The organism is Massilia sp. BKSP1R2A-1, assembly GCF_050586525.1.
Taxonomy (GTDB): Bacteria; Pseudomonadota; Gammaproteobacteria; order Burkholderiales; family Burkholderiaceae_D; genus Telluria.
In genome coordinates, this window is the sequence record NZ_JBOBRE010000014.1 from 120682 (window position 1) to 140976 (window position 20295).

Annotated in this window: 16 protein-coding genes; 4 read left to right on the plus strand and 12 right to left on the minus strand. The window is 67.4% G+C overall.

Going from position 1 to position 20295, the window contains the following annotated elements; translation table 11 throughout:
• Positions 1-70: 70 nt before the first annotated feature.
• From ACQ7JA_RS20075 to ACQ7JA_RS20095, 5 genes are all read right to left on the minus strand, one after another.
• On the minus strand, positions 71-1897 hold the full coding sequence (locus ACQ7JA_RS20075; protein ID WP_430900969.1) for a glycoside hydrolase family 2 protein: 1827 nt from the start codon (positions 1895-1897) through the stop codon (positions 71-73).
• Complete coding sequence (gene galK, locus ACQ7JA_RS20080; protein WP_430900971.1) at positions 1894-2988, minus strand: galactokinase; 1095 nt, start codon at positions 2986-2988, stop codon at positions 1894-1896. The genes ACQ7JA_RS20075 and galK overlap by 4 nt, the downstream gene beginning before the upstream one ends.
• Positions 2982-4097 (minus strand): M24 family metallopeptidase, encoded by a 1116-nt coding sequence (locus ACQ7JA_RS20085; RefSeq protein ID WP_430900973.1) that lies wholly within the window; start codon positions 4095-4097, stop codon positions 2982-2984. The genes galK and ACQ7JA_RS20085 overlap by 7 nt, the downstream gene beginning before the upstream one ends.
• The gene (gene galT, locus ACQ7JA_RS20090; protein ID WP_430900975.1) at positions 4094-5188 is read right to left on the minus strand and encodes a galactose-1-phosphate uridylyltransferase; all 1095 of its coding nucleotides are present in this window, start codon (positions 5186-5188) and stop codon (positions 4094-4096) included. Before galT ends, ACQ7JA_RS20085 begins: the two co-directional genes overlap by 4 nt.
• A gap of 390 nt (positions 5189-5578) precedes the next feature.
• Positions 5579-7120, minus strand: coding sequence for a dipeptidase (locus ACQ7JA_RS20095; protein ID WP_430900977.1), 1542 nt, complete (start codon positions 7118-7120; stop codon positions 5579-5581).
• A gap of 119 nt (positions 7121-7239) precedes the next feature.
• On the opposite strand from ACQ7JA_RS20095, the gene ACQ7JA_RS20100 reads away from it, so the two are divergent.
• Positions 7240-8106 (plus strand): pirin family protein, encoded by an 867-nt coding sequence (locus ACQ7JA_RS20100; protein ID WP_430900979.1) that lies wholly within the window; start codon positions 7240-7242, stop codon positions 8104-8106.
• A gap of 6 nt (positions 8107-8112) precedes the next feature.
• On the opposite strand, the gene ACQ7JA_RS20105 is transcribed toward ACQ7JA_RS20100, so the two are convergent.
• Positions 8113-8484: a hypothetical protein gene (locus tag ACQ7JA_RS20105; RefSeq protein ID WP_430900981.1), complete on the minus strand. Its 372-nt coding sequence runs from the start codon at positions 8482-8484 to the stop codon at positions 8113-8115.
• A 300-nt stretch (positions 8485-8784) separates the two neighbouring features.
• On the opposite strand from ACQ7JA_RS20105, the gene ACQ7JA_RS20110 reads away from it, so the two are divergent.
• Complete coding sequence (locus tag ACQ7JA_RS20110; protein WP_430900983.1) at positions 8785-9816, plus strand: asparaginase; 1032 nt, start codon at positions 8785-8787, stop codon at positions 9814-9816.
• On the opposite strand, the gene ACQ7JA_RS20115 is transcribed toward ACQ7JA_RS20110, so the two are convergent.
• Positions 9813-10670 carry a hypothetical protein gene (locus ACQ7JA_RS20115; RefSeq protein WP_430900985.1) on the minus strand — a complete coding sequence of 286 codons (858 nt, stop codon included), beginning with the start codon at positions 10668-10670 and terminating at the stop codon, positions 9813-9815. The genes ACQ7JA_RS20110 and ACQ7JA_RS20115 overlap by 4 nt on opposite strands.
• A 137-nt stretch (positions 10671-10807) precedes the next feature.
• Here ACQ7JA_RS20115 and ACQ7JA_RS20120 point away from each other — a divergent pair, with 137 nt between their 5' ends.
• Positions 10808-11584 carry a hypothetical protein gene (locus ACQ7JA_RS20120; RefSeq protein ID WP_430900987.1) on the plus strand — a complete coding sequence of 259 codons (777 nt, stop codon included), beginning with the start codon at positions 10808-10810 and terminating at the stop codon, positions 11582-11584.
• Between the two features lie 122 nt (positions 11585-11706).
• Here the strand turns inward: ACQ7JA_RS20120 and ACQ7JA_RS20125 are convergent, their stop codons facing one another.
• The 4 genes from ACQ7JA_RS20125 to ACQ7JA_RS20140 form a co-directional block, all read right to left on the minus strand.
• Complete coding sequence (locus ACQ7JA_RS20125) at positions 11707-12396, minus strand: fumarylacetoacetate hydrolase family protein (protein ID WP_430900989.1); 690 nt, start codon at positions 12394-12396, stop codon at positions 11707-11709.
• A 52-nt stretch (positions 12397-12448) separates the two neighbouring features.
• The gene (locus ACQ7JA_RS20130) at positions 12449-15133 is read right to left on the minus strand and encodes a GAF domain-containing protein (protein ID WP_430900991.1); all 2685 of its coding nucleotides are present in this window, start codon (positions 15131-15133) and stop codon (positions 12449-12451) included.
• A gap of 164 nt (positions 15134-15297) precedes the next feature.
• Positions 15298-16182 (minus strand): SMP-30/gluconolactonase/LRE family protein, encoded by an 885-nt coding sequence (locus ACQ7JA_RS20135; RefSeq protein WP_430900993.1) that lies wholly within the window; start codon positions 16180-16182, stop codon positions 15298-15300.
• Positions 16182-17231, minus strand: coding sequence for an aldose epimerase family protein (locus ACQ7JA_RS20140; protein ID WP_430900995.1), 1050 nt, complete (start codon positions 17229-17231; stop codon positions 16182-16184). Before ACQ7JA_RS20140 ends, ACQ7JA_RS20135 begins: the two co-directional genes overlap by 1 nt.
• Before the next feature lie 340 nt (positions 17232-17571).
• Between ACQ7JA_RS20140 and ACQ7JA_RS20145 the strand changes: the two genes are divergently transcribed.
• The gene (locus ACQ7JA_RS20145; protein WP_430900997.1) at positions 17572-18588 is read left to right on the plus strand and encodes a porin; all 1017 of its coding nucleotides are present in this window, start codon (positions 17572-17574) and stop codon (positions 18586-18588) included.
• Between the two features lie 78 nt (positions 18589-18666).
• On the opposite strand, the gene ACQ7JA_RS20150 is transcribed toward ACQ7JA_RS20145, so the two are convergent.
• Positions 18667-20280, minus strand: coding sequence for a methyl-accepting chemotaxis protein (locus tag ACQ7JA_RS20150; RefSeq protein ID WP_430900999.1), 1614 nt, complete (start codon positions 20278-20280; stop codon positions 18667-18669).
• Between the last annotated feature and the right edge of the window lie 15 nt (positions 20281-20295).

Consider the following 20295-nt stretch of genomic DNA (forward strand, 5'->3'; position numbering starts at 1 on the left):
AAAAAAACGCGCACCTGCTGGTGCGCGCCTTTGACGGCAAATTGCCGCCGGTCCGTCCTCGTTGTCGGCCTCAAGGCATGCCGGTTCCGCCCGGCAAACCGTCGCCCTCCGTCTCGATGTCCTTCCGCTGTTGGGCCACATTGCGCGTGGCGGCGCTGATGACGTCCAGCGGCAGCTTCGGCGTACGGTCGGCATTGAGCAGCCCGTTCGCTTCCTGGAAGGTATCGGTGAACTGCGTGTAGCAGAAGCCGCTGAACATGAAGGTTTCGTTAACCACCCTCAAGAGCTCGCGGTACAGCGACAGGTAGCTCTCCGCCGAGTGCGCCCGCGAGTAGCCCCAGGTCGTCTTGTCGGCATCCGGGTTCTGCTTCGGATCGTAGGCGATGCCGCCGAACTCGGTCAGCACGATCGGCTGGCCGCGGTGCGGGAAGCCGTCCAGGGTCAGGATGCGGCCGCCAGGGCGCCGTTGATCGAACAGGGTGCGCACCGGGTCCGTCACCGCGTAGCGCGCCTGCAGCTTTTCCGGATCGCAGTCATAGTCGTGGATGCCGAGGATGTCGGTGGCCGAGGCTTCCCAGCCGTCGTTACCGATCACCGGCCGCGTCGAGTCCAGCGTACGGGTCAGGTGGTACAGGGCCTCGACCGCGTTGCGGTGGGCCTGCGTGAGCGTCAGGTTCGGCACGCCCCAGGATTCGTTGAAGGCCACCCAGACGATGATGCAGGGGTGGCTGTAGTCGCGCTGGATGGCTTCGGTCCACTCGCTCACCATGCGGCTGATGGCGCGCGAGCTGAAGCGGTAGGCCGAGGGCATTTCTTCCCATACCAGCAGGCCCAGCCGGTCGGCCCAGTACAGGAAGCGCGGATCCTCGATCTTCTGGTGCTTGCGCACCCCGTTGAAGCCCATCAGTTTTACCAGCTCGACGTCGCGCCTCAGGTGCTCGTCCGAGGGCGCGGTCATGAAGGATTCCGGCCAGTAGCCCTGGTCCAGCACCAGGCGCAGCTGGTAGGGACGGCCGTTGAGCATGAAGCGGTCGCGGTTGATCGACACCGAGCGCAGCGCCGTGTACGAGCGGATGCGGTCGAGCACACGGTCGCCGCAGCGCAGGGTCACCTCGGCGTCCAGCAGGGTCGGACGTTCCGGGCTCCACAGGATCTCGTTGCGCGAATCGTCGATGCCGGGGTCGGACAGCGCGATCTTGCGGTTCGCCTCGCCCTGCAGCAGCTTGTAGTAGTCGTCCGCCAGCAGCTGCTCGCCGTGCCAGATCTTGACCTCGACGAACAGTTCTTGTTGGGTATGGCCGGCCGCAAACACCTCGCAACCGATCTCGTAGGTTTCAAAAATCGGGGTCCAGCGCAGCGAGGCGATGTAGGTGTCCTCGACCTGCTCGACCCACACGGTCTGCCAGATGCCGGTGGTGCGCGGATACCAGATCGAGTGCGGTTCCAGCAGCCAGTCCTGCTTGCCGCGCGGCTTGGCGAGATCGGCGGGGTCGTCCTCGACGAACACCGTGATGACCTGCCTGCCGTCCTCGTTCATGGCGCCGCTGATGTCGGCCTGGAAGGGCGTGTGGCCGCCCTCGTGCTCCGCCACCAGCTGGCCGTTGACCCATACCCGCGCCGCGTAGTCGACCGCGCCGAAGTGCAGGATGGTGCGCTTGCCGCCGGGGGCAAGGTCGAATTCGCGCTCGTACCAGACGGCGCGGTGGAAACCCGTGTCCTGGATGCCGCTCATTTCCGTCTCGGGGGCGAAGGGCACGGTGATCTCGTGGGTCCATTCGCCGACGCCCTCCGGCATGGTGTACTTCAGCTCGTCGTCAAAGCAGAAGCGCCATGTGCCGTTGAGGTTGATCCAGTTGTCGCGCACCAGTTGGGGACGGGGATATTCAAACTGATTCATTGTTGTCCTTTCTCGTCAGTCGGAACCGGAACCGGGATAAGGATCCGGCCCTGTCGTCCATTCTTGTTATAGGCCGTCAGCGCGCCAGCGGCCGCTTGCCGTGCCTGTCCTGCCCGGCACAGCGCCACGCAGGCGCCGCCGAAGCCGGCGCCCGTCAGGCGTGCCCCGAGCACGCCGGGCTGCTCGCGCAGGTGGGCGCACAGCTCGTCGAGTTCGGGGATCGACACTTCATAATCGTCGCGCAGGCTGAAGTGCGAAGCGTTCATCAGCTCGCCGAAGCGCTCCGCGCTCACGCCGCCCGCCGCTTCCAGCACGCGCAGGTTTTCCAGCACCACGTGGCGGGCGCGCTCGCGCATCGGCGAAGGCAGGGTTTCCACCGAAGCGGGATCCTCGACGTCGCGCAGCGCCCGCACACCCAGCTTGCGCGAGGCTTCCTCGCATTCGGCGCGGCGCTCGTTGTACTTGCTGGCCGCCAGCGTGCGCGCCACGCCCGAGTCGATCACGATCAGCTCGGTCCCGGCCGGCATCTGCACCAGGCGGTGCTCGAGCGTGCGCGCATCGATGAACAGCATATTGTTCTCGTCGCACAGGCTGGACGCCATCTGGTCCATGATCCCGCAGTTCACGTGGGCGTACTCGATCTCGGCGCGCTGGGCGATACGGGCCAGCTTGACGTCGTCGAGTTCGTAGCCGAGCAGCGCGCGCAGGGCGCGCAGGGTCGCCACTTCCAGCGCGGCCGAGGACGACAGGCCCGAACCCACCGGCAGATCGGTGGTGATGTAGACGCGCAGCGGCGGCACCTGCGCGCCGTCGGCCTGCAGCAGGCGGATGCAGCCCTCGATATAGCTGCCGAAGCCCTGCGGCGGGCTGCCGTCGGCGGCAAAGGTCACGGTGTTGTCGAAGGTCGGCGAGTAGAAGTGGAAGTGGTCGTCGCCGCTGCGGCTCATGGCCACCAGGGTGCGCTGGGGCGTGGCGACCGGCAGCATGTAGCCGTCGTTGTAGTCGGTGTGCTCGCCGAGCAGGTTGACGCGCCCCGGCGCCGACGCGTTCACTTCCGGCGCGCCGCCAAAGAAGGTGTCGGTGTTCAGCATGATTGCGCCTCCAGCCAAAGGGGCCGCATGCGGCCATGTACGTCCACCGCCGGCCAGCCGGGGTCGAACGTGAGATTCTCGAGGCCGTCGGGCCCGAGCAGGAACGTGTCTTCGATCTTGACGCCAGCGAAGCTCGGATTGAAGGCGAAGGCCATGCCCTCTTCCAACTGGGTCGCGGTGCTCGGGCTGGCCACGATCTCGCGCGCCCGGTAGCCGGTGATGCCGCCCTGGTGGTGCTCGCGGATCGCATCCTCGCGGTCCGCATGCTTGTATGCCGCGGCCAGTGTGTGATAGACGGCCGACAGCGACTTGCCGGGCATGACGTCGGCCAGTCCCGTGGCCTCGACCTCCATCAGGGCGCGCTGCTCGTCCATGGGTGCGGCGCCAAAGGTGACGAAGCGCGTCAGGTTGGCATACAGTCCGTGGCGGCGTGCGCAGAAGACCAGCATCGCGTGGCTGCCCACCGGCGCGCTCGACGGTGTCGGATGGCGGTAGGACGCCAGGCGGCGTTCGCCCGCGGCCAGCACCAGGGCCGGATGGATGCCGCGCCGCCACAGGGCCTCGGCGCCGGCGCCGGCCAGCTGGTGCTCGGTCCACTCGGGCCGCACGCGGCGCATCACCTCGCTCATCGCCTCGGCGGCCTCGCGTCCCAGCACGCGGTAGCGCTCCTGTTCGGCGGGACCAAGCACCAGCCGCCGCACCTTCAGGGCATGCGGCAAGGGCTGCTCGCCATTGGACGGGCGGTCGGACAGGATGGCCCGGCCGCTGGCCGCGCCCTGCACATAGCGTTCGCGCAGCTCGGGCTCGGCCCAGGGCTCGACGTGGAAAGTAAAGCCTTCCGGGATCTCCTCGGTGCGCAGGCGCTCGGCCTCGATCTCGTCGGTGAGGATGCAGGCTTCCTCCGGCGTCACCAGCACCTCGGCCACGCCGGCGTCGGTGGCGTGCAGAACGGCGCTCGAGCCGCCCGCCGTGACCCAGGCGAACCAGTCGATGCCGCGCAGGCGGATAGCCCCGGCGCCGGCCGCCTGCAGGTGGGCACGCAGCAGCGCCAGCTTGTCCGCGACCTCGGCCGCGCGCGATTGCCGCGTGTCCGACAACGCTGCCGTCATGCGCGGTCCTCCAGCGTCACTTCGACCTGCTGCAGCTCGTAGGCCGTGGTCTCGGGCAGCACGTCCATCGCGAACATGCCGGCCGCCAGCTCGGTGCCGGCCAGGTACTTCAGGCGGTCCTTGGTGCGGTAAGGCGGATAGAACTGCGCATGCAGCTGGGTCTCCGGATGCTCGGCGCCGTCGGTAGGCGCCTGGTACCAGGCCATCAGGTAAGGGAAAGGCCGGTTCCACAGCGTTTCGAACTTGAGCAGCACGGTCTTCAATGCGCGCGCCAGGCCTTCGCGCTGCGGCGGCGTGAGCGCGGCGAAATCCTTGCAGGGCGCGGTCGGCATCACCCAGACTTCGTAGGGGTAGCGCGCACAGGCCGGCACGAAGGCGATCGCGTAGTCGTCCTGGTAGAGCACGCGCTTGCCGTCGGCGGCCTCGTCGCGCGCCATATCGCACAGCAGGCTGGTGCCGTGCTGCAGGAAGTATTCGCGTTCCTGCGCCAACTGGCGCGCCGGCACGGCCGGCACGAAGGGATAGGAATAGATCTGCCCGTGCGGGTGGTGCAGGGTCACGCCGACTTCGGCGCCGCGGTTTTCGAACGGCAGCACGTAATGGATGTTCGGGTGTGCGCCGATACGCGTGGTGCGGTCGCCCCAGACCGAGAGCAGCAGCTCGACGCGCGACAGCGGCAGCGAAGCCAGCGAGGAATTCGGGTCCTGGGTGAACACCACCACTTCGCAGTGGCCGTTGGCCGGTGCGGTCGGCACCGTCACCGTGGGCGGGTCATGCGACTCCAGCGCCAGCGAGGGGAAGCGGTTGTCGAACACGGCGATCTCGTAGTCGCCGGCCGGCATCTCGGTCGGGTGCTGGGGGTCGCTGATCGGCGCGAGCGGGTTGTATTGCGGCGGCGGCTGGTAGGTCCGGTTCTGGCGGAAGGCCGCGTAGGTCACCCATTCGCCGCGCAGCGGATGCCAGCGCAGGTGCGGATTGGCGTGCTGGGGATCGGGAAACGGGCTGGGCGCGGTGAGGCCTTCCGGAATCGGCTGGTTGCTGTACAGGGTGATGTTGCGTCCGTCCGGCTTCTTGAGATCTTTGCTGTGCATGGCATCCAAAAAATGTCGGGCATGGTTGAGCGAATGCGCGCGAGCCGACACCGGCAAAACCGGGGTCGTCGCGGTACGAAAAAAGATCCTAACATGCTGTTTTCACCACATTTTCTCCCTAGCATTGACGCATTTTCCGGCCGTCAATACCGTGCCTGAAGCAGGGAGTCGCACTTGCAGCATAGGTCCTTGTCCCACCAAGGGAAACCCTGATTAAGCCATAGCAGGAAGGCCTCTCCTGTAGGCCTGGTCTTACAGCATGATGAGAGATTTTTGTACAAAGCGGCGAGCCGATAGCCTACAAGCCCGGCATGAGCGAGGCTTGGTGGACAGACGCAAAAAAATGCCCCGGTCCAGGCCGGGGCTTTGTCGATGCGGGAGCGAGTCCGTTTATTTGGCCAATTCGACCAGCACCGCCGTGTACATCTGCAGGTTCAGCAGCAGCTGCTTCTCGGTGATGAACTCGTGCTCCGAGTGGCCCGTGTAGACCTTGCCCGGCATCGCAGGACCGAAGCTGACCGCGCTCGGGAACAGGCGCGAGTTGGTGCCGCCGCCCACGGCGACCGGCTGCGGGTCCTTCATGCCGGTGAAGTAGGAGAACACACCCATCAGGGTCGGCAGCTGCGGCGCGTTCTTCTGCACCCATGGGTCGCTGATCTGCACCTTCACGTTCGCCAGTTGCAGCTGGCGGCTCTGCCACTGGGCCAGCGCGGCGTTCACCTCGTCGGTCAGCTGGGCGATGGTCTTGCCCTGCGGGCGGCGCATATTGATCGACACCTCGATGCCGTCGTCACGTTGCCTGATCACGGTGGGCGCGAAGGTCATCGGGCCCATGAAGCCGTCGCGATAGGCGATATTGCCGAACTTCTCGCCGTAGATGCCGGTGCCGACCATCTCGTTCAGGAAATTCACCACGCCGCCGGCGGTCGTGTTGGCCCAGGGCCGCACGGCCAGCGCATCGGCCAGCATGCTGACGGCATTCACGCCGTCTTCCGGTTTCGATGAGTGGGCCGAGACGCCCTTGGCCTTGATGTTCAGGCTGCTGCCTTCCCAGGCGAAGCTGTACTGCATGCCTTCCTGTTTGGCGCCGCGCGCGCGGATCTGCTTTTCCAGTTCCGGGGTCGCGTTGGCGATGGTGGCCGTCGCATCTTCCGGAATCTGGCTGCCGAAGAAGCCGCCGCCGAAGGCCGCCACGTGCGGCTCGCCCGCCGGCGCGGCGACCGCACCCGCTTTCGGCACGGTCACGGCCACGGTGCCGTAGCCCTTCTCGGCCGTCACCGCCGGATATTCGGCGTCGAGCGTGATGTTCATCTGCGGCGGCTGGTGGGTCTTGAGGAATTCGACCAGCGGCTGCCAGTCCGACTCCTCGCCCATGTAGACGTACAGCTCGATGCGCTTGGACAGCGGCACCTGGCGGTCGCGGATCGACTTCATCGCGTACAGCGCGGTGGCGATCGGGCCCTTGTCGTCCTCGGCGCCGCGCGCCAGCAGCTTGCCGGGTTCGCTGGTGCGGTCCAGCACGAAGGGCGACTTCTTCCACTTGCTGGCATCGACAGGCTGCACGTCGCCGTGGGTGATGACGCCCACGCGTTCGCTGCCCTGTCCCAGGCCGATGATCACGGTCCAGCCATGGTCCGCATAGTCCAGGCCCAGGCGCGCAGCTTCCGCCTTCAGGGCTTCCTTGAAGGCGATGTGGACCGGGTTCTTGTCCGACGGGACGTCCTTGTCCGCCACCGTGTTGAAGCTCACCAGTTTGGCCAGGGTGTCGACGATGTCCTTGCGGTAGGTCGTGACCGCATGCTTGGCGGTCTTGACGGCGACGTCGCTGGGCGCATTGCGCACCGCGGCCGGCGCGGCAGCCTGGCTGGATGCCGGCGCGGCGCCGGCGAAGGTGGCCAGCAGCAGGCTGGCAAGCAGGGTTTTCCGAATCATGGGTGGCCGTCTCCAGTTTGCAAAAGCGCAACAAGTCTAGCACAGGGCCGTGCGCCCGGCAGGCGGCCATCGCGGTATCGTTGACGCCATTCCGACCAAGGAAAAATGGAGCGTTCGCCATGACCGACAGAAGCGTTCACCGGCTGCATCCCGCGATGCGCGAGGACATCGGCGACCTGATCACGCAGCGGCCGCTGCCCGGCCCGCACCTCGAGCAACTCGATCCCTTCCTCTTCCTCAACCACCACGGCCCGCAGACCTACCCGCCGCACAACCGCGGCCTGCCCTTCGGCCCGCATCCGCACCGCGGCTTCGAGACCGTCACCTTCATCCTGGAGGGCGAGCTGGCCCACCGCGACAATGCCGGCCATGAAAGCATCATCGGCGCCGGCGGCATCCAGTGGATGACGGCCGGGCGCGGCATCGTGCATGCGGAGGTGTCGCCGCGCGCCTTCCTGGACCACGGCGGCCCGGTCGAGATCCTGCAGCTGTGGCTCAACCTGCCCGCGCGCCTGAAGATGAGCGAGCCGGCCTATACGGGCCTGCAGCGCGCCGACATTCCTGAGCTGAGCCTGGACGGCGGCAAGGTGGCGCTCGACCTGATCGCGGGAGAGTATGAGGGAAACAGCGGGCCGGTGCGCTCGCTCACCGGAGTCTTCATGAGCACGCTGCGCATGCGGGCCGGCGGAACCTTCCGCATCGACGGGCTCGAGGATCGCAGCGTCTTCCTCTACGTGGCGCGCGGCGTGGTCCAGGTGGGCAACCACGCCGACCTGGTCAGCCCCATGCATCTGGTGGAGCTCGACGAGACGGGCGACGCGGTGGCGATCCGTGCGGAGCGCGACGCCTTCGTCGTGCTGGGCCATGCCGCGCCGATCCGGGAACCGGTGGTCGCGCATGGCCCCTTCGTGATGACCACGCGCGAAGAAATCACGCAGGCCATCGTCGATTACCAGGCCGGGCGCTTCGGCGCGGCCCTGGGCTGAAACCGTTCAGCCACGCGTCGGGGCGGCGGTCACGCGCACCGAGTCGGGGCTCCTGTTGCTGCCCGTATCGAAGCTGATGCGTACGTCCTTGCCCGCGCCGACAAAGCGGTTCTTGCCGACGTGGACCATCTCGACCGGGCCGTCACCCAGGTCGGCGTACAGCTTGCGCTGCTTGCCCTTGCCCTTGCCAGTCACGCTCAGCACGCGGCCGTCCGCGAGCTCGTAGTCGCCCTGGACGCGATCGAAGGCCATGGCTTGCAGGGGGACGTGTTTCGGCTGGGCGCCGACGACGTTCACGCGGCCGTTGCCGATGTCGTGGGCGCCGGCGTTCAGGGACAAGAGGGCGGCGCTGGCGGCCAGCAGGAGTTTGGTGCGCATGGTGATGCTTCCTTTCGGGTCGAAATCGAAGAAGTGAACCGGCGCGGCGTTGCAGACGCCGCGTAGTCCCGATGGTTTCGTTTCGCCAGCGTCGTGGGTATGTTCCTGGCGATGGAGGCAGTCTAGCGGCGCGTCATTACACGGCAATCGCCGGGCGCTGAACTGCAGAAAACGCACGATGGACTGCACGAATCCCGGACTATTCGGGAGGTGCATATACACGTCTGCATGGCCGCGGACCGTGCGTCGGCAATGCGTGCAGTTGGCTTACAGTAGGGTTTTTCCCCTGCCCTTCACGCCATGCAAGCCATCCCTCTCGTCGCCACCACGCGCGGCTATCCCGACACCGGCAAGGTCGTCGAAAACGTACACGCCGGCTCGGTGGCCGTCGTCGACATCCACGGCCGCCTCCTGTATTCGGCGGGCGATCCGCACTACCCGACGTTCACGCGCTCCGCGCTCAAGCCCTTCCAGGCCCTGCCCTTCCTGCTGTCGGACGGCCCGGCGCGCTTCGGCCTGTCGCAGGACGAACTGGCGCTGCTGTGCGCCAGCCATTCCGGCGAGGACAAGCACCTGGCCGGGGTCTCCTCGATCCTGAACAAGATCGGCCTCGATCCCGCCCACCTCGAGTGCGGCTGCGCCACTCCGCTGTTCTACGAGTTCACAGGCCGGCAGGCGCCGAACGATGCGACCTGGACGCCGCTGCACCACAACTGCTCGGGCAAGCACAGCGGCTTCCTGGCCTGGTGCCGCCTGCACGGCACGGCGACCGGCGGCTATGTGGAGCGCCGGCACCCGCTGCAGCAGGCGATCCGCTCCACCCTCGCCGACACCGTCGGCATGCCGGCAGAGGCCATGCCCACGGGGATCGACGGCTGCTCGGCGCCCAACTATGCGATGCCACTGTCGAAGCTGGCCCACCTGTATGCACGCCTGGGCCAGGGCGGCGCCGATCCCGCACTGGGCGGCGCGCTGGGCATGCTGTTCGACGCGATGACGGGCCGCCCGGACATGGTCTCGGGCACCGCGCGCACCGACCTGCACTGGATGACGGCGGGCGGCGGCGACTGGGTGGCCAAGATCGGCGCCGACGCGGTGCAGGCGATCGGGGTGCGCTCCGCCGGGATCGGCATCGCGATCAAGATCGCCGACGGCAACAGCCGCGCCCTGCACCCGGCCGTGTACGCGACCCTCGACCAGCTCGGCCTGCTCGCCAGGCTGGACGCCGGACAACGCGCCGCAATCGAAGCGTATCGCCAGCCCCTGATCCGCAATGCGCGCGGGACGGAGGCGGGCGATATCCGGCCGCTGTTTACGCTGACGCCCGTCTAGGCCGCCAGGCGCCGCAGCATGGCGGCGATGGCCTCGACCACGGCAGTATCTTCCCAGTAGCTGTTGTGGGCGAAGGGGTTCCAGCTGCGCAGCAGCAGGCTGGCCACGCCGCCGCTGGCATTGATGGCGCGGTCTTCCACCAGCACCCGGTAGCCGCTCGAGAGCGGCTGCAGCGGCCAGCCCAGCACGTCGTCGGGATCGTAGAAGTTGATCCACTTGAACAGCTGCGTCGGCGGCGCGATCGGGATGATGTGCATCTCCTTGTGCGCGGCCACGAAGATCGGAATGTTGCAGCCCGTCGTCACCAGGCCGGCACAGGTGCCGGCGGAGAGGAAGGTCTTTTCGCTGGCCGTCAGCGGGCGCGTGAAATGCGCCTCGGCCCAGGCGTCGATGTTGCGCCAGATGCCGGCGCCGACCGGACGCCCCGCCATCGCTTTCTGCGCGTCGTAGATATAGCTCGACAGGACCTGGCAGCCGAGCGACTGGGCGACGAAGACCACGGGCATGCCGGGCCGGGCCGCGTGCGCCGACAGCAGCGCCTTGGCGATCTCGCCCTGCGCCTCTTCGTAGACCGAGCCGGGAATCTCCTTGCGGTTCTCCAGCCCTGCCGCGTCGCCGAAACCGTAGAGCACGAACTTGCGCAGGTCGCCGTAGCGCAGCGGCGCCCGGCCATGCATCCTGCGCCAGACCTCGTCCTCGTTGTCCTGCAGGATCTTCTGGTAGTAGGCCGAGCGCATCACCACCTTGCCGGAGGTCGCCCCCAGCAGTCCGCGCAGGCGCCCCATCAGAGCGTCGGCATAGTCTTCCGGGGTTTCCCCCATCCCGTGCACCGTGATCAAAGCCACGTCAGCCATGGCGTCCTCCCCTTCCACGGCCGACGCAAGGTAAATCCGCAGCCGTTCTTTATAGGGACAGCGTACCAGTTTTCGCGTCCGCGCAGGTGTTCGGTCCGCGCGCTACCATGGCGGTTTTCATCCTGACAGGAACCATGATGCCCGAGGTGCTTTTCAGCCGCTACCGCGAGGCGATCCGCAGCCTCGACCTGGCCACGGTCGCCACGCCCGCTCAGATTCCCGCCGCCTTCCTGCTCGGCCGCGAGGGCTGCTACAGCGCCCACTACATTCCCTTCGAATCGATCCACGAGCATGCCCGCGTGGTGGTGGTCGGCATCACGCCGGGCTTCGTGCAATGGAAGAATGCGATGCGCGAGGCGCAAGGCCAGCTGGCGCTCGGCCTGGACGACGCCGCGGTGCTGCGTGCTTCCCGGCTCGCGGGCGCCTTCAGCGGCGCGATCCGGCCCAACTTCGTGGCCCTGCTGGACGCGATCGGCGTGCAGCGCTGGCTCGGCATCGCCAGCTGCGCCACCCTGTTCGGCGAGCACGCCGGCCTGGTGCAGGTGAGCGGGATCTTGCGGCATCCGATTTTCGTCGACGACAGGAACTACAGCGGCTCGCCGCCCATGACCAGGAATGCCTTCCTGCGCGAGCAGATGCTGCGCTACTTCGCGGAAGAGGCACGGCAGCTGCCGGATGCGCTCTACATTCCGATGGGCGGGAGCGTCAGCGCCGGCCTCGACTGGCTGGCGGAGGAAGGGGTGATCCGGCGCGAGCGGATCCTGCATGGGCTGCCGCATCCGTCGGGGGCGAATGCGGAGCGGGTGGCGTATTTTTTGGGGCGGAAGGACAGGAGCACGCTGTCAGCCAAGACGAATGGCGCGCAGATCGATGCGGCGCGCGAGGCGCTCCTGGAACAGATGTCGAAGTTGTAGGGGTGGTTCGGTCCAGTGGACCGGAGCACGCTTCGCCGCCCGCGCGTTCAACCAGCGTCCAAACGGACGATAAACGCGATTTCACCGTGCATTTGAACGCGTGGGCGGGAGACCCGCCCACCCTACGCGATAGACAACGCGAACTCGGCCACGCCATCGACACCACCGCGCAGCTGGTCGCCCGGCTTCAGGGCCGCGACACCGGCCGGCGTGCCCGTATAGATCAGGTCCCCCGGCGCCAGCGTGACGAGGCGCGACAGGGAGGCAATCACATCCGGAATCGGCCAGATCATCTCGTTCAGATTGCCCTCCTGCTTCACTGCGCCATTCACCTCCAGCCAGATACGCGCATCCTGCGGATGTCCAAGCCGAGAAGCCGGCACGAGATCGCTGCACGGCGCCGAGGCGTCGAAGCCTTTGGCCATGTCCCAGGGCCGGCCGCTGTCCTTGGCCACCGCCTGCAGGTCGCGCCGGGTCAGGTCCAGGCCCACGCCGTAGCCCCACACCAGCTCCAGGGCCTTGGCCGGGTCGACGTCCGTCCCGCCCGCGCCCAGCGCCACCACCAGCTCGACCTCGTGGTGCAGGTCCTGCGTGGCGGGCGGATAAGGCACGGCGCCACTGGCCGGCACCACGGCGTCGGCCGGCTTGGTGAAGAAGAAGGGAGGTTCGCGGTTCGGGTCGCTCCCCATCTCGCGGGCGTGGGCGCCGTAGTTGCGGCCGACGCAGAACACGCGGCGGATCGGGAAGCGCTGATCGGAGTTCGCCACACCCAGCGAAGGCTGGACGGGCGCCTGGATGACGTAGGAAGACATGCGGAACCTTTCATGGAACGACAAGCGTCCATGATAACCGCGCTGGAGCGTTCTAGCCGGCCTGCTGCCTCGCGGCGCCGGCCGCGACCGCATCCAGCACCCGCCCGAGCGCCGTCATGTCCACCGGCTTGACCAGGTGGTGGGCAAAGCCCGCCTCGATGGCGCGCTCGCGGTCGCGCGCCTGGCCGTAGCCGGTGATGGCCACCAGCACCGTGCCGCTGGTTTCGGGCATGGCGCGCAGCTGCTGCGCCAGCTGATAGCCGTCGATGTCGGGCAGGCCGATGTCGACCAGCATGGCGTCGGGCCGCTCGGCGCGGGCGCGGCGCAGGCCCGAGCGGGCGTCGTACTCGACCGCCGTGTGGTAGCCCTGCACGTTCAGCAGCGTGGACAGGCTGTCGGCCGCGTCGGCGTTGTCGTCCACCAGCACCAGGCGCAGCGGACGCGCCAGCACGGCGCCGTCCTCCTCCACCTGTCCCGCGGGGCCAGGCATGCCGTCGCAGGGCGCTTCCGCGCAGGGCAGCGTCACGGTAAAGCTGCTGCCCTGCCCCACGCCATCGCTGGCCGCGCCCACCTCGCCCTGGTGCAGCTCGACCAGGCGCTTGACCAGGGTGAGCCCCAGGCCGAGGCCGCCCTGCGAACGCGCCAGCGTGCGGGCGCCTTGCGTGAAGAGGTCGAACACGTTCGGCACCAGCTCGGCCGGCATGCCGGAACCGTTGTCCGATACCGTCAGCACCATGCGGCCATCGCTGCTTTCCAGGCGCAGCGTGATGCGGCCTGCCTTCTGGGTGTACTTGGCGGCGTTGTTCAGGATGTTGGCCACGCTCTGCACCAGGCGGGTCTGGTCGCCGCGCACGTGGACCGGGCTGTCCGGCAGCTGCAGCTCGACGGCGTGCTCCTTCTCCTGCAGCAGCGGGCGCGCCTGGTCCAGCGCGCCCGAGACGATGTCGCGGAAGTCCACCACGCCGAGCTTGAGCTTGACGAGGCCCCGGGTGACGCGCGAGACGTCCAGCAGGTCGTCGATCAGCCGGCTCATGTGGCGCACCTGGCGGCTGATGATGGTGCTGGTCTGGCGGATGCGCGGCTCGTCCTTGAACTGCATCGACAGCAGGCTCGCCGAGCTGCTGATCGGCGCCAGCGGGTTGCGCAGCTCGTGCGCCAGCATCGCCAGGAACTCGTCCTTGGTGTGGCTCAGGCGCTCGGCCTGCACGCGCGCCGCGCGCTCGCTCTGCAGCAGCGCATCGCGCTCGCGCGCCGACTTCTGCGCGACTTCGTAGAGGCGCGCATTGTCCATCGCGATCGCCGCCTGCGCCGCCACGCCGGCGACGATGCGCTCGGTGCGCTCGGTGAAGACGCCGGGTTCCGGATGGCCGAACAGCAGGCCGCCCAGCACCGTCCCGGAACGCGACACCACCGGCACCGCCAGGTAGCTGCGCACCGCCAGGTGGCCGTGTGCAAGGGCCGCGTAGCGCGGGTCGCGCCTGATGTCCTCGCTCCTCACCGGTCCCTCGTTCTCGAAGGTTGGGTGGAACACGTCCGTGGCGTGCGGCATGCCGAGGCGCTCGACTTCTTCGCGCGCGGCGCCGGACAGGGTATAGAGCTGCAGCGTCTGCCCCTGCTCGTCTTCGCCATGATAGAAGAAGGCGCCGAAGCGCGCCCCGGCCAGCTCGGCGCCGGCATCGGTGATCGCCTGCAGCAGGGTCTCCAGGTCGAGCGTCGAAGCCAGCGCCTGGCCGGTGCGGTTGACCATTTCGAGCACGCGCTTCTCGTCGCGCAGCGACTCCTCCACGCGCGCGCGGCGCACCACTTCGCGGGTGTGGCGCGCCACGTCCTCGGCCAGCGCCACTTCCTGGTCGGTCCAATGGCGCGGAAGCGGCTCGTGCAGGTAGAAGATGGCGGCCATCTGGCCCGCTTCGATCAGCGGCACGATCACCATCGAACGCGCCCCGATGCTGGCATAGCCGCTCGCATAGGGCGCGGCGCGCGCATCCAGGGCGATGTCGTCGAGGCGCAGGGTGCGGCCGGCGCGCAGCTGGGCAATGATGCCCGGCCCGAAGCTCTCCAGCGGACGCGATTCGCCGGCCAGGCTGGCGACGCTGCCGTCGGTCCAGTCACGGTCGACGCTGATGCTACGGCCCGGCATGTCGACTTCCCCGTAGCCGACCCGCGCCACCCCGAGGTGCTCGCCGGTCAGGCTGCTCGCCGCTTCCATGATGGCGCCGGTGTCCACCAGGCCGCGCAGGGTATCGGTGAGTTTCAGGTGGAAAGCGTGGCGGTGCTCGGCCAGCACGCGCGAGGTGGTGTCGGACAGGACGAAATAGATGCCGATGACGTCGCCGTTGTGGCGCACCGGGGTGATCGAGGCCGAGAAATAGCGACGCTCGATGCGGCCGTTGCGGATCAGGCTAGTCAGCGAGTTTTCCAGATGCACCGGATTGCCGGCCATCGCCTCGAGGATATGGGGCTGGAGCTGGGGCCACAGGTCCGGCCGCACCAGCGGGAAAGGCTGGCCCATCGCTTCCGGGTGCTTGTCGCCCAGCAGCTCGGCATAGGCGTCGTTGTAGAACAGGCGCAGCTCGGGGCCCCAGGCGATGAACATGGGGAAGTGCGAAGCGACGATCAGGTCGGCGATGGCCTGCATGCCCTCGGGCCAGTTATCGGGCTTCACCGAGGGAAAGACCGGACAGGGAAGCTCGGCCTCGGCCGCCGGCAGGCAGGAAAAACTGCGTTGGATGTTCATCAGGATGCCCCAATTCGATTCCGCACGGCATCCGGTCGCAGGTGTGGGAAAGCCTGTCGCCGCCATTTATTGTATTGCCGCTAACTTTTTGTAAGCGAAAAATTATAGCGATCAATCACAAGAGGCCGCGCCCGATACAGCCCAGTATGCACTGTTGCCGTGCGTCAGTACGCGCCGGCGCTGAGAAAGCGCGCTTCCGGCAAGCCGCGCACGCCGAGCTCGCGCCGGAACAGGGCGCCCGACAGGGGCGCGGCCGCGCGGTCGTTCTGCGTCATTCCCTGGTGCGCCGTGGTGACGAACAGGGTCGACAGGCCCGGTCCGCCGAACGCCGGGCAGCTCGGCTGCGGGGCGTCGAGCGCGACGACACGGTCGATGCTGCCGTCGGGCGCGAAACGGATCACCTGCCCCGCGCCCCAGCGCGTGCTCCACAGATAACCTTCCGCGTCGATGCAGGAGCCATCCGGCTCGCCGGGCGCCGCCTCGGGCGCGACAAAGATGCGCGGCTCCCCCACTTCGCCGCTGCAGGGGTTGTAGGGCGCCTGGCGGATCGCGCGCGTGGCCGAGTCGGCGAAGTACATGCGCCGCCCGTCCGGGCTGAAGCAGATGCTGTTGGCGATCGCCGCCGTCCCGACCGGCAGGCGCTCCAGCGAGAGGTCGAGGTTGAGGCGGTAGAAGCCGCCCAGCGCCGGCTTGGGATCGTCCTGGTTGAACATGCCGAACACGAAGCGCCCTTGCCGGTCGCAGCGCCCGTCGTTCAGGCGGGTGGACGGCAGATGGGCCTCGACTTCGCAGATGCGCTTGACGGCGCCGGTCGAGAAGGTGAAGAAGGCCAGGCTTGACGCCAGCCCGAGCAGCAGGCGGTCGTCGCTGCCGGTCAGGGCGAAGGAGCAGAGGCGTTCCGGCATCGGCCAGCTGCGGGTCTCGCCGGTGGCAGGCGTATGCGCCCACAGCCGGGCGGCCGGAATGTCGGTCCACAGCAGGCGACCGCTGCGCTCGCACCACAGCACGCATTCGCCCAGTTCGTGGCGGGTGTCGAGGAAGGCCTCCATCAGGGTTCGACCGAGAAGCGGAAGCGCGACTCGGTCCGGTATTGCTCGCCCGGCCGCAGGATCACGTTCGGGAAAGCCGGCTGGTTGGGCGAATCGGGAAAGTGCTGGGGCTCGAGGCAGAAGCCGCTGCGGTGCCGGTAAGGGCCGTCCTTGCCCTGCAGCGTACCGTCGAGGAAGTTCCCGCTGTAGAACTGCACGCCCGGCTCCTCGGTGAACAGTTCCAGCACCCGGCCGGATCCCGGGTCCACCACGCGCGCCGCACGCGTCATCGCTTGCGCCGCCGGCTTGTTGAGCACGAAGTTGTGGTCGTAGCCCTGGCCGTTGCGCAGCTGCTCGTCGGCTTCCCCGATGCGGCTGCCGATCGGCCGCGGGCTGCGGAAGTCGAAGGGCGTGCCGGCCACCGGGGCCAGCTCTCCCGTGGGGATCGACTCGGCGTCGATGGCCACAAAGGCGTCGGCGTCGATCTGCAGCACGTGGCCGAGGATGTCGCCGCCGCCGGCCAGGTTGAAGTAGCTGTGCTGGGTCAGGTTCACCGGCGTCGCGCGGTCGCACACGGCGTGGAAGCGCACCACCAGCTCGTCGTCGTCCGTGAGCGTGTAGGTGACGGTCGCGTCCAGGTTGCCGGGATAACCCTGCTCGCCGTCGCGGCTGCGGTAGGACAGGCGCAGGCTGTCGCCCTCGATGGCGGCGTCCCACTTCACCTTGTCGAAACCGCGGTCGCCGCCGTGCAGGTGATTGTTGCCGTTGTTGGTGGGCAGCTGGAAGTCCTGGCCGTCGAGCGTGAAGCGGCCCTTCGCGATGCGGTTGCCGTAGCGTCCAATCAAGGCGCCGAAATACGGACTGTCGCTCCGGTAGGGTTCGAGCGTGCCGAACCCGAGCACGACGTCCGCCGGGCGGCCGTCGCGGTCGGGCGCATGCAGTTCCGTGATGACGCCGCCGAAGTCGATGATCTTCGCCACCAGGCCATTGGCGTTGGCGAGCGTGAACTGGGTGATGGCGCTGCCATCCGGCAGCTGGCCGAAAGGCGCTTGCGTGATATCGGGTTGCACTTGCTGTGGTCCTTGCGTGAGCCGGCCGGGGGGCCGTGGTGATCAGGATGACAAGATGCTAGCACGTGCCTTCGATGACCCGCGCGAGGCAGCATGCCTCCGGTTTTGTTACATAAACGCAACAGCCCTACGTGTTTACACGTAGGACTTGTTCAAGATCGTGCAGCTTTTTAACCACACGCACATGCTTCTCAAAAAACGTGTAAGGAAATTGCAAATGTTTATTGGCATCATTTCCATGGTGCTGGTAACGTGACTGTCTGACAAAACTGCATTTGTGACCATTTACCACTCCCGCACCACGTCCATGCGGACGCACATACACCAATGGAGACCATCAATGAAGAAAACTAGCCTGGCCCTTGCCCTGTTGTCCCTCCTGCCACTGGCGGCCCACGCACAGACCAGCGTCACGATCTACGGCATCGCCGACGCCTCGATCGGCGTCGAAAACACCGATGCACCGGGCGAAGGCCACCGCACCGTGATCAGCTCCGGCACCCAGTCGACCAGCCGCATCGGTTTCCGCGGCACCGAGGACCTCGGCAACGGCCTGAAGGCGCTCTTCAACATCGAAGCCGGCGTCGCCCTCGACAACGGCGCCCAGGACGCGGCCGGCACCTTCCAGCGCCGCGCCGTGGTCGGCCTGCAGGGCTCCTTCGGCACCATCACGATCGGCCGCGAGTACGGCCCGATCGCCGCCGTCGCGCAATCGGCCGACCCGCTGGGCCACGGCTTCTACGGCTCGACCCTCACCAGCTTCGGCACCAACCGCCTGACCCGCCGCCTGTCGAACTCGGTCAACTACAAGAGCGACAGCCTGAACGGCTTCACCGTGCTGGCCGCCTACAGCGCCGGCGAGCGCAACGTCGATCCGTCGAACGACCTGTGGGGCGGCGCCGTCGAGTACAAGAACGGTCCGGTCTACCTGGGCGCAGGCTACCAGGAGACCGAAGCCCAGATCGGCCCGAACAACAAGGAAATCGCATTCGGCGCGGGCTTCACCGCCGGCGCCTTCGACTTCCGGGCCGCTTTCCTGGAAGCCGATCCGGCCGGCGCCAACAACGAGTACAAGTTCACGACCGTGGGCGGCGTCTACACCATGGGGCCGAACAAGTTCTACGCTTCGCTGCACCAGCAGAAGCTGGAAACCGGCGCCAAGGGCAACGGCTTCTCGCTGGCCTACAGCTACACCCTGTCCAAGCGCACCAATCTGTACAGCAGCTACGCAAAAGTGCGCAACAACGGCCGCGGCGTCTTCGGCGTCGCGTCGGCAGGCGGCACCTTCGCGCCGCCGACCACCGCGCTCGGCGCCGATCCGTCGGTGTTCAACGTGGGCGTGCGTCACTCCTTCTAAGCGACACGGCGCAAACAAAAACGGCGAGCCTTGCGGCTCGCCGTTTTTGTTTCATGGGGCCTGCCTGCGCCCCGCGCTTTAGGCCAGCAGCGCCTGCCCGGCGCGCAGCGACGACGTGATCGCCGGCGCTGCCTGGCGAACCTGGCCTGCGTCGACCCGGAACACCGCCATCGCCGCGGTCAGCTTGGCGGCCTGCTCCTTCATCGCTTCGGCGGCCGCCGCCGCTTCCTCGACCAGCGCCGCGTTCTGCTGCGTCACGTTGTCCATCTCGACCACCGCCTGGTTGATCTGCTCGATGCCCGCGGTCTGCTCCGCGCTCGCCGAGCTGATCTCGCCCATGATGTCGTTCACGCGGCGCACGCTGTCGACGATTTCCTGCATGGTGGCGCCGGCTTCGGCCACCAGGCGGCTGCCATCCGCCACCTTGCTCGACGAGTCGTTGATCAGGCCCTTGATTTCCTTTGCCGCCGCCGCGGAACGCTGGGCGAGGTTGCGCACTTCGCTCGCCACCACGGCAAAGCCGCGGCCCTGCTCGCCGGCGCGCGCCGCTTCCACGGCCGCGTTCAGCGCCAGAATGTTGGTCTGGAAGGCGATCCCGTCGATGACGCTGATGATGTCGCTGATCTTGCTGGAAGAGGCGTCGATGTCGGCCATGGTGCCCACGACCTGGCTGATCACGGCGCCGCCCCGCTGCGCGACCTGCGAGGCTGCCTCGGCCAGCACATTGGCCTGGCGGGCGTTGTCGGCGTTCTGCTTGACGGTCGAGGTCAGTTCTTCCATCGAGGACGCGGTTTCTTCCAGCGAGGATGCCTGCTGCTCGGTACGGCTCGACAGGTCCTGGCTGCCGGCCGCCACTTCCGAAGCGGCCACGTTGATGGTGTCGGTGCCGCTGCGGACCGTGCCGACGGTGCGCGCCAGGTTTTCGTTCATGGTCTTGAGGGCCTGCAGCAGCTGGCCGACCTCGTCGCGGGTGGTGACGTCGATGCGGCTGGTGAGGTCGCCCGCGGCGACCGTGTTCGCCACGTCCAGCGCGCGCTGCACCGGCGCCGTGATCGAGCGGGTGATCAGCCAGGCGACCGCGCCTGCCAGCGCCAGCGCCAGGGCGCCGAGCGCCCACATCAGGCGTGAGGTGTTCTCGTAGGTACGCTGGGCTTCCGCGGCCTTTTCCATGGCGATCGACTTTTGCAGCTCTGCCTGGTCGTTCACGGCCTTCTTGAGCTTGACCAGCAGCGGACGCAGTTCCTCGGCGAGGTACTGGCGCGCTTCCTCGTGGAGGCCGTCGTTGACGTGCTTGATCAGCTGGTCCTGGCCGGCCGCGTAGCGGTCGACGTGGCCATTCATTTCGGTCAGCAGCGCGCGGGCGCGCGGATGCTGCAGGGTGCGGTCCATCTCCTCGATCAGGCGGTCGATCTCCTTGCGCGAAGCCAGCACTTCCTCGTGCTGCTTCTGGCGGTCGGCATGCTCCTCGCTCAGCATGATGTTGCGGAGCGCGACCGCGATGTCGTTGACTTCCACCATCAGGCGCGTGGTGGACTCGATGCGCGGCATGCGATTGTTCACGATTTCGCTGGTGCCGTCGTTGACGCGGCCCAGCATCATGTTGCTCATTCCGATCATAAAGACCAGCATGGTGCAGATCGTGGCAAAGCCCAGTCCGAGCCGCTTGCCTATGTTCAGGTTTGCAAGGTTCATGGTCTTCTTTCTTCT